Here is a 13577-nt window from a genome sequence, read left to right on the forward strand (position 1 = left end):
AACCACTGACCCCCTCCTTGTAAGGGAGGTGCTCTACCAACTGAGCTAATCGCCCTGTCGTCGATGGAGGTGCATTATAGGGATACTACGTTGTGAGTCAACGGTTTTTGAATAGATTTTTTCTGTTCGTTGCAAAAATAAGCAAGATGTTTCAATATTCACCAACAAAGCTTCCTATTTAATCAATTATCTACAATAACATCCTCATCAATCATCGTAAAAATGACAGATTTTATTTTCTATCACGCTTCTTGAGCATATTTTCACTCAATTTATCGTTTTCTTTCACTGTAAAGCGATAACCTGATTGAGGAATCATTACAGGGTGATAGAATAGATAAACATTTTTAGCAATGCTAATGAGTTTCACGACAGAATAATTCACATCATTTATTAGTAATGTGTAATCTTTGATACCAGACATCATTCGTTTGAACATCTTAGTTATTCTGTAAATCGGTGAACATATAAAAGCGTAAAAAAATCACGTTTCGCAATTAAGGCAATCTCGATGAGTAAAATCAAAACCCGTTTTGCACCAAGTCCAACAGGCTACCTGCATGTCGGTGGTGCTCGTACCGCCCTCTACTCCTGGTTATTTAGTCGCCACAATCAGGGCGAATTTGTCCTGCGTATTGAAGACACCGACTTAGAACGTTCAACTCAGGAAGCTATCGATGCCATTATGGACGGTATGAACTGGTTGAATTTAAATTGGGATGAAGGCCCTTATTATCAAACTAAGCGCTTTGACCGCTATAACGCTGTCATTGACCAAATGTTAGAAGCTGGCACCGCTTATCACTGCTATTGCTCTAAAGAGCGTTTAGAAGCATTACGTGAACAGCAAATGGCCGATAACGAAAAGCCTCGTTATGACGGCTGCTGTCGTGACCATGCACATAACCATACACCGAGTGAACCCCATGTTGTTCGTTTTCGTAATCCTCAAGAGGGTTCTGTTATTTTCAATGACACCATTCGTGGGCCAATCGAATTTAGCAACCAAGAACTTGACGACTTAATTATTCGCCGCACTGATGGTTCTCCAACTTACAACTTTTGTGTTGTTATTGATGACTGGGATATGGAAATCACTCACGTTATTCGTGGTGAAGATCATATTAATAATACCCCACGTCAAATTAATATCTTAAAAGCCTTAGGGGCTCCTGTACCTGAGTATGCTCATGTCTCAATGATTTTAGGTGATGACGGTAAAAAACTATCTAAACGCCATGGTGCTGTGAGTGTGATGCAATACCGCGATGATGGTTATCTACCACAAGCGTTACTGAATTACTTAGTCAGACTCGGTTGGTCACATGGCGACCAAGAGATCTTTACTATTGAGGAAATGACTCAATACTTCAGCTTAGATGCCATTAGCAAATCTGCGAGTGCATTTAATACTGATAAATTATTGTGGCTAAATCACCATTACATCAATAACTTGCCTGCTGAAGAAGTTGCCGTACACCTTGCATGGCATATTGAGCAACAAAACATTGATACCAGCACAGGTCCTCAGCTCGTTGAATTAATTAAATTACTTGGTGAGCGTTGCAAAACATTGAAAGAAATGGCTGAGTCTTGCCACTATTTCTATCAAGATTTTGATGAGTTTGATGCTGACGCAGCGAAAAAACATTTACGCCCTGTAGCTCGTCAACCTTTAGAGGTTGTTAAAGCAAAACTCGCCACGATCACGGATTGGACAGCTGAAAATGTTCACCAAGCCATTGAAGCAACAGCAGCTGAATTAGACGTGGGAATGGGTAAAGTTGGTATGCCATTGCGCGTCGCGGTGACAGGTGCTGGCCAATCTCCAGGACTCGATGTGACTGTACATGCGATTGGCCAATCTCGCTCAATTGCTCGTATCGATAAAGCATTAGATTTTATTGCGCAGCGCGAAGCCTCTGCACAATAATTCTACTCAATAATTGTTCAAATTACCCTCTCATTTACTGAGAGGGTAATTCCTTGCTATTCTTTCAAGTGCTAATTTCTATTTGATTGCAAAATGTTCTATATTTCAGCAATTAAACTTAAAAACCACATTATTTTATTGACACCCCAACCTAGCTTGAATATGATGCCTCCCGTCCAAAAGATTTTGTTTGGGGCTATAGCTCAGCTGGGAGAGCGCTTGCATGGCATGCAAGAGGTCAGCGGTTCGATCCCGCTTAGCTCCACCATCTAATTCCCTATTAGATGGCTCGTATTTAAACCTGAATTTAAATACAGCAAAAATCAACAAATTGGGGCTATAGCTCAGCTGGGAGAGCGCTTGCATGGCATGCAAGAGGTCAGCGGTTCGATCCCGCTTAGCTCCACCACTATTTTATAAGCCTTCCTGATTTAAAATTCCCTAAAATTAACGATGCAATACTGCGTTCTATATTTAATCCTATGTGTATCACTGTGCAGTATAACCACCATCAATAGGAATAAATGCGCCAGTAATAAAGCTACTGTCTTCGGATAATAAAAATCCAACCGTCTTAGCTATTTCGTCTCGCTGTGCCATACGGCCCATCGGATGGGTTGATGCCATCCACGCCTGTGTGGCTTGTGGTAATGCAGCAATATTTGGCGTCTCCACATAACCGGGACCAATAGCATTAACTCTAACTCCTTTTTTAGCATACTCTAGCGCCGTTGAGCGCGTTAAACCTACTACCGCATGTTTCGCCGCAGTATAAGGTGCAATGCCCGCTATCCCGACGACACCATTACAGGCTGATAAATTAACAACTGCGCCACCACCACTGCGTATGATAGCCGGAATACCGTATTTCAAGCCGTAAAATGTACCGTTAATATCGGTATTAATCACTTCATGCCAAGCTTCTAATGGGTAGTCTTCCACAGATACGCCATGAGGGCCGGTAACCCCTGCATTATTCACCAAGTAATGCAATCCACCGAGTTGCTTCTCAATGGCGTTTATTGTCGCCTTAAAGGCTTCAGCATCGGTCACATCCATGACCATTGGAATAACTTTTTGTTGTTTTTCATCGATTCTCTTAGCCGCTTCAATCAATGACCCTTTGTGACGTCCTGTGATGATCACTGTTGCGCCGCATAGATATAAATATTGTGCGATTCCTTCCCCTACCCCTGTTGACGCTCCCGTTACCATCGCTATCTTATTCGTAAAATCTTGCATTTCTTAACCCCCACATGATTAACTTTAGTTAATTATATTTCATTGACTATATTTGATTAACTAAAGTTAATCAATCACTCGTTTTATGTTTACAATGTCGTTATACTTAAATAAAGAATAATAGAGAGGCAATTATGTCTAATAAGCTTGAAGATGCATTGTCATTGCTACAATGTACCCTTGTCGCACGCCGAATAAGTTTTACACCGGAGCAAGTCACTTGGGGTCAGTATGATGTACTTGAGATATTACGTCTGAAAGGCGATTTGACACCGGGGCAATTAAGTCAACTACTTGGTATCTCACGACAAAATTTATCTAAATTTTTACGTGTTTTGAAGTCATATGATTTTGTGAGTCAATACCAATCAAAACAAGATAAACGAGAATTTATCACTCACCTTACAGATGCAGGACAGGATTTTTTACAACGAGCAGCAACAGGGCGTACAGAGAATGCGATGAAAATACAACAGGCTCTCACCGAAGAAGAACAAGTGCTCTTTATTTCCCTCGCTAATAAGGTTACAAGCGCATTAGGTCATAAGTAAGCAGTAACTGCTTACTTGCGCTTAAGTGGCTTTACAAGGCCATCTAGCCCTTCTATTTTTAATCCTAACGCCATCTCCATCAGTTGTCCTAAACGCCCAGCTGGAAATTCACCTTTTTTATAAAACCATAATAGATATTCCTCTGGCAAATCAATCAATATGCATCCTTTATATTTGCCAAAAGGCATATAGGTATTTGCCATATCTATCAGATCTTGCTTTTCCATTTTGTCTCCCACAATAAAAAAACGGCATTCAGATGAACGCCGTTTTTTACTTTAACACTTATTTGTGTTTTACAAAATCAATCCAACTACCGCGGCTGACAAGAAGCTGACTAAAGTTGAACCGTACAGTAATTTCAGTCCAAAACGTGCCACTGTATTACCTTGTTTTTCGTCCAAACCTTTAATTGCACCAGCGATAATACCGATAGAGGAGAAGTTAGCAAAAGAGACTAAGAATACAGACAATATACCGACAGAACGTTCAGATAGACCCGCTGCGATTGCTTGTAAGCCATCCATTGCCACGAATTCATTTGTTACCATCTTAACTGCCATGATGCCGCCTACTTGCAGGGCCTCATCTGCTGGAATACCTAATATCCATGCGAATGGATAGAAAACATAACCCAACATAGTTTGGAAATCGATACCAAAAATAGCAGAGAAAATACCATTAATCATTGCAATCAATGCAATGAAACCAATCAACATTGCAGAAACTATCATCGCAACTTTGAAGCCTGCAAGAATATATTCACCCAACATTTCAAAGAAGGTTTGACCTTCATGTAAGTTGATCATTTGAATATCTTCTTCACCTTCAGGTGAGTACGGATTGATTAATGATAGAACAACGAAGGTACCGAACATGTTAAGCACCAATGCTGCAACAACGAAACGAGGCTCTAGCATAGTCATATAAGCACCAACGATAGACATTGATACCGTTGACATTGCAGTTGCTGCCATGGTGTACATTCTGCGTTCTGACATTCTGCTTAGCTGATCTTTATAAGCAATAAAGTTTTCAGATTGGCCAAGTAATAATGAGCTCACAGCATTAAATGACTCAAGTTTACCCATGCCATTCACTTTTGATAAAACGGTACCAATAAAGCGAATAATAATAGGTAAGATTTTGATGTGTTGTAAAATACCGATCAATGCCGAAATGAAGATGATTGGGCACAGTACTTGTAAGAAGAAGAATGCTAAGTTGCCTTCAATCATTCCACCAAAAATAAATTTAGTCCCTTCGGCCGCATATCCGAGTAGATGGGTAAATACCCCCGCTACACCAAGAACAAAGGATTCACCAATATTCGACTTAAGGAACAAATATGCCAATGCAATTTGAATGACAAGTAGTTGAACCACATAGCGAGGACGGATCCCTTTACGGTTACTACTTGCTAAAATAGCAAGGGCGGCTATTACTACTAAGGATAAAACGAAATGCAGGATCGAGGTCATTTACCACTCCAACAAATTTAAGATTCAGTCTATGTGCGTATTCTATGTAATAAGTAACATTTAAATGCGATGAATGTCACATTTAAATGAAAACCAAGAAGGAGTATTTTGTAAAAAGAAGGGGCAGATCACATTTCAAGAACGGAATTAAGATTTATCAGATTAACTCAGTGAGCCATTACCCAAATAAAGGCAATAGCCACCGTGTAGAAATATAGTTCACAACTAGAGATTGAGCAAATTAATCAATTCTTCTTCATCAATAACTTTAATACCAAGCTCAATCGCTTTCGCCAATTTAGAACCGGCGGCTTCACCTGCGATCACCATATCTGTTTTCTTGGATACACTACCGGCAACTTTTGCCCCTAAAGCTATCAATTTATCTTTTGCTTCATCACGGGTTAAAATATTCATTGAACCAGTCAATACCACCGTTTTTCCGGCAAACGGGCTATCAATTTCTTCACTATTAACCACTTTAACTTCTGGCCATTGAATATTAGCTTTAGCGACTAAATCAGCAATCACCGCCTGATTGTGCTCTTCACGGAAAAAATTCACCACATGCTTAGCCACTACATGGCCAACATCTTGTACCGTTTTTAACGAATCTTCATCGGCAGCGATCAGCGCATCGAGAGTATGATAATGAGCTGCAAGATTTGCTGCTGTGGCTTCCCCGACTTCCCGAATACCGAGCGCATAAATAAAACGCGCTAATGTAGTTTGTTTCGATTTTTCAAGCGCATCAATAAGTTTTTGAGCTGATTTTGGCCCCATTCTATCAAGACCTGTCAATTTACCGGCGCTAAGCTGATATAGATCGGCCGGTGTTTTGACGTATTCTTTCTCAACCAGTTGATCAATGATTTTGTCACCCATGCCATCAACATCCATAGCACGTCTAGAAACAAAATGTTTTAGTGCTTCTTTACGCTGCGCGCCACACACAAGGCCTGCTGTACAGCGTGCAACCGCCTCGCCTTCAACTCGTTCCACATCAGAACCACAAACAGGGCAATGGGTTGGAAATACAATTGCGCGGCTATCGGCTGGGCGTTCACTCATCACCACACTAACAATCTGTGGAATAACATCCCCTGCCCGGCGGATCACAACAGTATCACCAATATGAACACCTAAGCGCTCAATTTCATCTGCATTGTGTAAGGTTGCATTGCTGACCATGACCCCCGCCACTTGCACAGGTTCAAGACGCGCAACGGGTGTTATTGCACCTGTTCGACCAACTTGGAACTCAACATCTTTAAGTAAAGTCATCTGCTCTTGAGCAGGAAACTTAAATGCTGTAGCCCAACGAGGTGCTCGCGATACGAAACCGAGCTCTTCTTGCAGCGCGATTGAATTAACTTTAATCACTACGCCATCGATATCAAAACCTAACTGAGGGCGAACTTGCTCAATTTCATGATAAAAATCTAATACGGCCTGATGCCCTACACGCAACTGCACATAGTCACTCACCGGCAAACCCCATGCCTTGAACTGCATTAAACGCTCATAATGAGTGTCTGGTAAGGTATTTCCTTCCACCAACCCAACACCATAACAATAAAAAGTCAGTGGCCTTTTAGCTGTGATGCGAGGATCAAGCTGACGCAATGAACCTGCGGCTGCATTTCGTGGATTAGCAAAGACTTTCCCATCGGTTTTACGTGCGAGTTCATTTAAGGCTTCAAATCCTTTTTGTGGCATAAAAACTTCACCACGAATTTCAACGCGAGCCGGAATATTATCCCCCGTTAAACGCAATGGAATAGCGCGAATGGTTCTCACGTTAACGGTAATATTCTCGCCAACACTGCCATCACCTCGAGTCGCCGCTTGTACCAATTCACCATTTTCATAGAGTAAACTTACAGCAAGACCATCTAATTTAAGTTCACAGCAAAAGGTTAATTCATCGTGATTTTTTAATCGGTCTCTGATGCGTTTATCAAATGATAAATAACTTTCTTCATCAAAAACGTTATCTAATGACAACATTGGGACTTCATGACGAACAGTATCAAAGGCCGCTAAGGGTGCCGCACCGACACGTTGAGTTGGTGAATCATTGGTGATTAATTCAGGATGCTGAGCTTCAAGTGCTTTAAGTTCTTGCATCAGCTTATCGTATTGCGCATCGGGTATCTCTGGGGCATCCAATACGTGATACTGATATTCGTGATAGCGTAATTGTTGTTTTAGCGCTTCGATAGATTGCTGTACAGCTTCAATAGAATGTTTCGTAGTCATGTCTCACCAATAACGATAAAAAACCCCCTAAAAAGGGGGTCTCTGAAAAACGTATAATTAACTTAGCGTGTTTCTAATTCTACCATGATACACCTCAATTTTTTGAGGTGTCAGTAATTTTCGTTCATCATCAAGCACAACACCACCTGCATCAGAAGCAATACGCTGCGCAGCTTGTAGCATTAACTTGAAGTTTTGCGCGGCTTCACCATAAGATGGCACCATCATAAACATGGAAACACCAGGGGTAGTAAAGTCAGTCATCGTTTCAGGATCAAATGAGCCCGGTTTAACCATGTTAGCTAAACTAAACAAAACAGGCCCGGTACCCGACGGACTAACATGGCGATGGAAAATTTGCATTTCGCCAAACTGGAAACCTGCCTGCAAAATACTTTGCAATAAAGCATCACCTTGTAACTCTTGTCCCTGATGCGCTGCAACATGAAGGACTAGAACAGTTTCCTTACTACTTGCTGTAGATGCGGCTGTTGAAGGTGCTGCCTGTGATTCAGTTTTCGCCTCAACATGCACTGCATTTTGTTCATGATGTACTGGCTGAGGTTCCTTATGAGATAAGTTCGTATCAAAATAAGGTTCCGTCGGTTCACCATTGACTGGACGAATATTCACTTCAGGAAGTTCAGCCCTTTCTTCAGCCATATTAATCGTCAGTTGCTCAGGTCTACTATTTTCATGAGAAGCAACAGGCTCAGCACGCACATTATTTTCTACATGAGCTTGATTGGCTAATTGAACCGTGCTTTCTGGCCTAACTTTTAGCTCAGGTTCAACTTCACGTTCAATTGTTGATGGTGACTGTATATTGGGTTCAACACGAGTCGCTTCTTTTACCTGATGTACAGGTTCAGACGCAACAGGTTGGGCAGAAGCCCCTGATGTTGACTGTTTTTCGGTAAATAACGCAGAATCATCATAATCTGACGAATTCTCTTGAACGTCACTTTTCCTACGTTTTGCGGGTTTATCGCGAAATAACTTAGAGCGCTCTTTACGGCTGGTCCATAAACCATGCAGTAATAAAGCGACTATGGCTATCGCACCTACGACCACTAATATCAGACGCAAATCCTGCATCGCTGCTATCTCTAGTTGATGAATAATTATGCCTTTACGGCGGAAACTACCTTAAGATTATTTGTCAATCGCTCTAAGTGCAACCCTCAGAACGATTTTCTTACAATAAAGAGAATATTCTGCTTTCGTTTGCTGCTTTTTTAAGCAAATAATGGCTAGTCAGCACAAAATCATATCTATATGATACAGGGTCAACTGAAAAGGAGAGAACAAGAAGTATGACCCAATCGACATTTTCGCCACAAAAAGCACATTCTGGCTTTTATTATTTCGCTCAAGGATGGCGACTCGTCACTCGTCCCGGTATTAAGCGTTTTGTTATTTTGCCTCTAATCGCCAATATTGTTTTTTTAGGGGGCGCTTTTTGGTGGTTGTACAGTAAACTAGGTGGCTGGATAGAACAAGTCATGAGTTATATTCCTGACTGGTTGCAATGGCTTAATTATCTTATTTGGCCTGTCGCTGTCATCTCTATTTTACTAGTCTTCAGTTATTTTTTTACGACCGTGGCAAATATTATTGCCGCGCCATTTAATGGCTGGTTATCCGAAAAGCTTGAAGCTGAGCTAACCGGTATTCCGGCACCTGATGCTGGCGTCGCGGAACTATTAAAAGATGTCCCTCGCATGATGAAGCGAGAATTAGTCCGTATAGGTTATTATTTACCCCGTGCTATTGGCCTGCTAATTTTATTTATGATCCCAGGTATCGGTCAGACTGTCGCTCCGGTGTTGTGGTTTTTATTCGGAGCTTGGATGATGTCTGTTCAATATTGTGATTATCCTTTTGATAATCATCGGGTTGGTTTCAGTGAAATGAAACAAGCACTCGCCAAAGATCGCATGAAAAACATTCAATTTGGTGGTGTCATTAGCCTTCTCATGATGGTGCCTTTTGTTAACTTAGTCATCATGCCAGTGGCGGTTTGTGGTGCGACCCTCATGTGGGTTGATCGCTATCGCGAGCGCTATTCACGCTATTAGTTTCTAAGTACAGTAGTTTCGATATAGTCATTTCTTAGCACATGTGTAGGATGACCTGCACATGTGCTCTCAAAGCAATCATTCTTTAATAATATCAATAAATAGCCATCTAAATAGTTCAAGTATTAATCATTAACTTCAATACAAATGCTTATGTGCATAGAACTATTGAATATAAAATAGCGAATCGTTATAAGCTTATATTCAAATCATATTTGCATTAACCCATTCTTCACGTATGTTGAATCATACTCGTTATACTTCAAATTACCGTGGTGTTATTTTCACTTTTTCACCAAAATCGCATACTTCGATACGCTGAATTAGGATAATTTTCATACGTAACTCACCAGTAATTTGAATTATTTAGGGTATATTGAATTTGGACGTTAAAAATATTCAGGCTAACCGCTTTATTTTAAGGATATCCCATGAGCAAAATTTATGAAGATAATTCGTTAACCATTGGTCACACACCATTAGTACGCCTAAAGCATTTTGGTAATGGTAAGATTTTGGCAAAAGTGGAATCTCGTAATCCAAGTTTTAGTGTGAAATGCCGTATTGGGGCAAACATGATTTGGGATGCAGAGAAAAAAGGACTTCTCACCAAAGATAAAGAATTAGTTGAACCAACCAGTGGTAATACCGGTATTGCGCTCGCTTATGTCGCGGCTGCAAGGGGCTATAAATTAACCCTCACTATGCCTGAAACCATGAGTATTGAACGTCGTAAATTACTAAAGGCACTCGGGGCTAATTTAATATTAACCGAGGGAGCAAAAGGCATGAAAGGGGCGATTGCCAAAGCTGAAGAAATAGTTAATAGCAACCCTAAAAAATATCTGTTATTACAGCAATTTAATAACCCTGCAAACCCTGAAATCCACGAAAAAACAACGGGCCCAGAAATTTGGGAAGATACAGACGGCAATGTGGATGTGGTGATAGCGGGCGTAGGTACTGGTGGTACAGTCACGGGTATTGCTCGATATCTGAAAAAAACTAAAGGTAAGAATGTCACTATCGTTGCTGTTGAACCTGAGACCTCACCAGTCATAAGCCAAGCGCTTGCTGGAGAAGAAATTAAACCCGGCCCACATAAGATTCAAGGAATTGGAGCGGGCTTTATTCCTGGCAACTTAGACCTGACACTACTTGATAAGGTCTTTAAGATTACAGATGACGAAGCAATAGAAACCGCGCGTGAATTAATGAAAAAAGAAGGTATTTTAGCGGGGATCTCTTCGGGTGCTGCGGTTGCCGCTGCCGTTAAACTTTCCGCAGAGCCCGAGTTCAAAGACAAAAACATTGTCGTTATTTTGCCTTCATCAGGTGAGCGTTATTTATCAACTGTCTTGTTCGCAGATATTTCAGCAGAATAGTATTGAATTCGTTAATTATTCGTTAAAAAAGCACCTAATTGGTGCTTTTTTTGTGGCAGAGATCAAAGTTTAGCACGGATTGAGATGATTTATAATTCTGGGTTTAGTATTACATATACCAATTATTTTGCACCGCGAAATTAATCAATTTTTAAGCTATTGTATATCAGGTTTAAGACAGATATTTTGTTAGCCGTTACCAATTGATTTTCCGGTAAAAGATAGAAAAAAGGTCAATATCGAATAAAATAGGAAACCTTTTTGCGAGTTAATAATCTAACTTATACGCAAACCCAGCATATTTCATCTACAATAGCTGGGTAATTATAAAAAACTAAAGCTATTGAGGAAATAATATGTTCCAGCAAGAAGTCACTATTACAGCACCAAATGGTCTACATACCCGTCCAGCAGCGCAATTTGTGAAAGAAGCCAAAGCATTCACTTCTGATATTTCTTTGATTTCTAATGGCAAATCAGCTAGCGCGAAAAGTTTGTTTAAATTACAAACTCTAGGTTTGACTCAAGGCACTGTTGTGACGATTTCAGCCGAAGGCGAAGATGAAAAAGAAGCAGTAGAATTCTTAGTTAAACTGATGGGTGAATTGGAATAATCTTGCACGCAAGAGCGTCAGTTTTACAGATTTAAATCTCTTCCCTGAATGTAATCATTCGGGGATATCTGTTTAATCACTTATCATTACTGTTGTCTCTGCAACATCAGAACTTCTACCAGTAGTAAGGTAATATTATGATTTCAGGAATTTTAGTATCCCCAGGTTTTGCTTTTGGTCAGGCTTTGATCCTCAAAGAAGATCCTATTCTTGTTAGCACAAAAAAAATTGCTGATGATCAGATAGAAAAAGAAATTCAACGCTTTATTGAAGGAAGAAACAAATCAGCCGAACAACTCAGCCTCATTAAAGAGAAAGCCGAAAAAAATCTTGGTGCGGAAAAAGCTGAGATTTTTGAAGGTCATATTATGTTGTTAGAAGATGAAGAGCTTGAGCAAGAAATTGTGACTCTCATCAAAGGCGACAAAAAAACAGCTGATGCTGCTGCATACTCAGTAATAGAAGATCAAGCCCAAGCGCTCGAAGCTCTTGAAGATGAATATCTTAAAGAACGCGCAGCTGACGTGCGTGACATTGGTAAGCGTCTGCTAAAAAATATTTTAAATATGCCTATTGTTGATTTAAGTGCAATCGACAAAGAAGTTATTTTAGTCGCAGCGGATTTAACCCCTTCTGAAACAGCTCAACTAAATTTAGATAAAGTATTAGGCTTTATCACTGATTTAGGTGGTCGTACATCACATACCTCTATCATGGCTCGCTCACTTGAGCTCCCTGCAATTGTGGGTACTTCTGATGCCACAAGTAAAATCAAGAATGGCGATTACGTCATTTTAGATGGTGTAAATAATGAAATTTACCTTAATCCATCTGAAGCCGATATCGACAAACTTAAAGCTTTCAAAGAAGAATACCTGCAAGAAAAAGAAGAGTTAGTTAAATTAAAAGACTTGCCGGCAATTACGCTTGATGGTCACCAAGTTGAAGTTTGCGCCAATATCGGTACTGTCCGTGATATCGCAGGTGCTGAACGTAATGGTGCAGAAGGTGTTGGTCTATATCGCACCGAATTTTTATTTATGGATAGAGACTCTCTACCAACAGAAGAAGAACAATTCCAAGCCTACAAAGCCGTCGCTGAAGGGATGGGTAGCCAAGCAGTTATTGTTCGTACCATGGACATTGGTGGCGACAAAGATCTACCTTATATGAATTTACCAAAAGAAGAGAACCCATTTCTCGGCTGGCGTGCAATTCGTATTTGTCTTGATCGCAAAGAAATTCTACACGCCCAATTACGTGCTATTTTAAGAGCATCTAAATTTGGTAAACTGCGTATCATGTTCCCAATGGTCATTTCTGTTGAAGAAGTCCGTGAACTAAAAGCAGAGCTTGAGTTACTTAAAACTCAGCTACGTGAAGAAAATAAAGCATTTGATGAATCAATCGAGGTTGGTGTGATGGTCGAAACGCCAGCTGCTGCCGTTATTGCCCATCACTTGGCAAAAGAAGTTGATTTCTTTAGTATTGGAACAAACGATCTGACTCAATATACCTTGGCAGTTGACCGTGGTAATGAGTTAATTTCTCATCTGTACAACCCAATGTCTCCAGCCGTCCTCAACTTGATTAAACAAGTTATCGACGCTTCTCACGCTGAAGGCAAATGGACGGGTATGTGCGGTGAATTAGCCGGTGACGAACGTGCAACCTTGCTGCTACTTGGCATGGGACTTGATGAGTTTAGTATGAGTGCAATTTCAATTCCGCGTATCAAGAAATTAATTCGTAATGCAAATTTCTCTGATACTAAAGCATTAGCTGAACAAGCCCTTGCTCAGCCAACGGCAGATGAATTGATGAAACTTGTTGATACCTTTATCCAAGAAAAAACGTTATGCTAGGAGCTGTTAACTTTTAAAAGTTAATTTTGTTCGGTGTAAAGGCGTTTTAATTAAGATGAGAAGTGGGCTACTTAGGCGATTACAACTCAATTTATGCAAAACGCTTTTTAATCGAACCCGAAGGGCAATTTTTGTTAGTCATCTTGTATTAGCTATTGCGTAA

The 13577-nt window shown here is 40.4% G+C and carries 12 protein-coding genes and 2 tRNA genes; 8 read left to right on the plus strand and 6 right to left on the minus strand.

Translation table 11 applies throughout. The features are described 5' to 3' along the window. Window positions 1–232 precede the first annotated feature (232 nt). Entirely contained in the window at window positions 233–427 is a 195-nt protein-coding gene (locus tag ACTH6U_RS10505) for a hypothetical protein (RefSeq protein ID WP_441829673.1), read from the minus strand. A gap of 84 nt (window positions 428–511) precedes the next feature. Between ACTH6U_RS10505 and gltX the strand changes: the two genes are divergently transcribed. The 3 genes from gltX to ACTH6U_RS10520 all read left to right on the plus strand — a co-directional run bounded on the left by gltX (window position 512) and on the right by ACTH6U_RS10520 (window position 2342). Next, window positions 512–1933: a glutamate--tRNA ligase gene (gene gltX, locus ACTH6U_RS10510; protein WP_294350066.1), complete on the plus strand. Its 1422-nt coding sequence runs from the start codon at window positions 512–514 to the stop codon at window positions 1931–1933. 192 nt (window positions 1934–2125) lie between these two features. After that, window positions 2126–2201, plus strand: a tRNA-Ala gene (locus tag ACTH6U_RS10515). 65 nt (window positions 2202–2266) lie between these two features. After that, window positions 2267–2342: transfer RNA gene (locus ACTH6U_RS10520), tRNA-Ala, on the plus strand. Between the two features lie 80 nt (window positions 2343–2422). On the opposite strand, the gene ACTH6U_RS10525 is transcribed toward ACTH6U_RS10520, so the two are convergent. After that, window positions 2423–3175 carry an SDR family NAD(P)-dependent oxidoreductase gene (locus ACTH6U_RS10525; protein WP_441832159.1) on the minus strand — a complete coding sequence of 251 codons (753 nt, stop codon included), beginning with the start codon at window positions 3173–3175 and terminating at the stop codon, window positions 2423–2425. Window positions 3176–3309: 134 nt separating this feature from the next. Here ACTH6U_RS10525 and ACTH6U_RS10530 point away from each other — a divergent pair, with 134 nt between their 5' ends. Beyond that, window positions 3310–3726 carry a MarR family winged helix-turn-helix transcriptional regulator gene (locus ACTH6U_RS10530; protein ID WP_294110674.1) on the plus strand — a complete coding sequence of 139 codons (417 nt, stop codon included), beginning with the start codon at window positions 3310–3312 and terminating at the stop codon, window positions 3724–3726. 11 nt (window positions 3727–3737) lie between these two features. Here ACTH6U_RS10530 and ACTH6U_RS10535 read toward each other — a convergent pair whose 3' ends face one another. The 4 genes from ACTH6U_RS10535 to zipA form a co-directional block, all read right to left on the minus strand. Further along, the gene (locus ACTH6U_RS10535; RefSeq protein WP_294110672.1) at window positions 3738–3953 is read right to left on the minus strand and encodes a DUF3820 family protein; all 216 of its coding nucleotides are present in this window, start codon (window positions 3951–3953) and stop codon (window positions 3738–3740) included. A 69-nt stretch (window positions 3954–4022) separates the two neighbouring features. Then, entirely contained in the window at window positions 4023–5207 is a 1185-nt protein-coding gene (locus ACTH6U_RS10540; protein WP_294110670.1) for a NupC/NupG family nucleoside CNT transporter, read from the minus strand. Between the two features lie 225 nt (window positions 5208–5432). Next, window positions 5433–7469, minus strand: coding sequence for an NAD-dependent DNA ligase LigA (ligA, locus tag ACTH6U_RS10545; RefSeq protein WP_441832160.1), 2037 nt, complete (start codon window positions 7467–7469; stop codon window positions 5433–5435). Window positions 7470–7526: 57 nt separating this feature from the next. Next, window positions 7527–8567 carry a cell division protein ZipA gene (gene zipA, locus ACTH6U_RS10550; RefSeq protein ID WP_294110667.1) on the minus strand — a complete coding sequence of 347 codons (1041 nt, stop codon included), beginning with the start codon at window positions 8565–8567 and terminating at the stop codon, window positions 7527–7529. A 218-nt stretch (window positions 8568–8785) separates the two neighbouring features. Here zipA and cysZ point away from each other — a divergent pair, with 218 nt between their 5' ends. The 4 genes from cysZ to ptsI all read left to right on the plus strand — a co-directional run bounded on the left by cysZ (window position 8786) and on the right by ptsI (window position 13414). Beyond that, entirely contained in the window at window positions 8786–9550 is a 765-nt protein-coding gene (gene cysZ / locus ACTH6U_RS10555; protein WP_294110665.1) for a sulfate transporter CysZ, read from the plus strand. Between the two features lie 431 nt (window positions 9551–9981). Continuing rightward, window positions 9982–10935: a cysteine synthase A gene (gene cysK / locus ACTH6U_RS10560; RefSeq protein WP_294110663.1), complete on the plus strand. Its 954-nt coding sequence runs from the start codon at window positions 9982–9984 to the stop codon at window positions 10933–10935. A gap of 356 nt (window positions 10936–11291) precedes the next feature. Continuing rightward, on the plus strand, window positions 11292–11549 hold the full coding sequence (gene ptsH, locus ACTH6U_RS10565) for a phosphocarrier protein Hpr (protein ID WP_294110660.1): 258 nt from the start codon (window positions 11292–11294) through the stop codon (window positions 11547–11549). A 137-nt stretch (window positions 11550–11686) separates the two neighbouring features. Continuing rightward, entirely contained in the window at window positions 11687–13414 is a 1728-nt protein-coding gene (ptsI, locus tag ACTH6U_RS10570; protein WP_294110657.1) for a phosphoenolpyruvate-protein phosphotransferase PtsI, read from the plus strand. The last annotated feature ends 163 nt before the right edge of the window (window positions 13415–13577 follow it).

Source organism: Providencia sp., from assembly GCF_052096715.1.
Classification (GTDB): Bacteria; Pseudomonadota; Gammaproteobacteria; order Enterobacterales; family Enterobacteriaceae; genus Providencia.

What these genes read in the sequence shown, in the direction of transcription:
- ACTH6U_RS10505 (WP_441829673.1), bottom strand. Translation starts at nt 427, where the DNA reads ATGATGTCTGGTATCAAAGATTACACATTACTAATAAATGATGTGAAT.
- gltX (WP_294350066.1), top strand. Translation starts at nt 512, where the DNA reads ATGAGTAAAATCAAAACCCGTTTTGCACCAAGTCCAACAGGCTACCTG.
- ACTH6U_RS10525 (WP_441832159.1), bottom strand. Translation starts at nt 3,175, where the DNA reads ATGCAAGATTTTACGAATAAGATAGCGATGGTAACGGGAGCGTCAACA.
- ACTH6U_RS10530 (WP_294110674.1), top strand. Translation starts at nt 3,310, where the DNA reads ATGTCTAATAAGCTTGAAGATGCATTGTCATTGCTACAATGTACCCTT.
- ACTH6U_RS10535 (WP_294110672.1), bottom strand. Translation starts at nt 3,953, where the DNA reads ATGGAAAAGCAAGATCTGATAGATATGGCAAATACCTATATGCCTTTT.
- ACTH6U_RS10540 (WP_294110670.1), bottom strand. Translation starts at nt 5,207, where the DNA reads ATGACCTCGATCCTGCATTTCGTTTTATCCTTAGTAGTAATAGCCGCC.
- ligA (WP_441832160.1), bottom strand. Translation starts at nt 7,469, where the DNA reads ATGACTACGAAACATTCTATTGAAGCTGTACAGCAATCTATCGAAGCG.
- zipA (WP_294110667.1), bottom strand. Translation starts at nt 8,567, where the DNA reads ATGCAGGATTTGCGTCTGATATTAGTGGTCGTAGGTGCGATAGCCATA.
- cysZ (WP_294110665.1), top strand. Translation starts at nt 8,786, where the DNA reads ATGACCCAATCGACATTTTCGCCACAAAAAGCACATTCTGGCTTTTAT.
- cysK (WP_294110663.1), top strand. Translation starts at nt 9,982, where the DNA reads ATGAGCAAAATTTATGAAGATAATTCGTTAACCATTGGTCACACACCA.
- ptsH (WP_294110660.1), top strand. Translation starts at nt 11,292, where the DNA reads ATGTTCCAGCAAGAAGTCACTATTACAGCACCAAATGGTCTACATACC.
- ptsI (WP_294110657.1), top strand. Translation starts at nt 11,687, where the DNA reads ATGATTTCAGGAATTTTAGTATCCCCAGGTTTTGCTTTTGGTCAGGCT.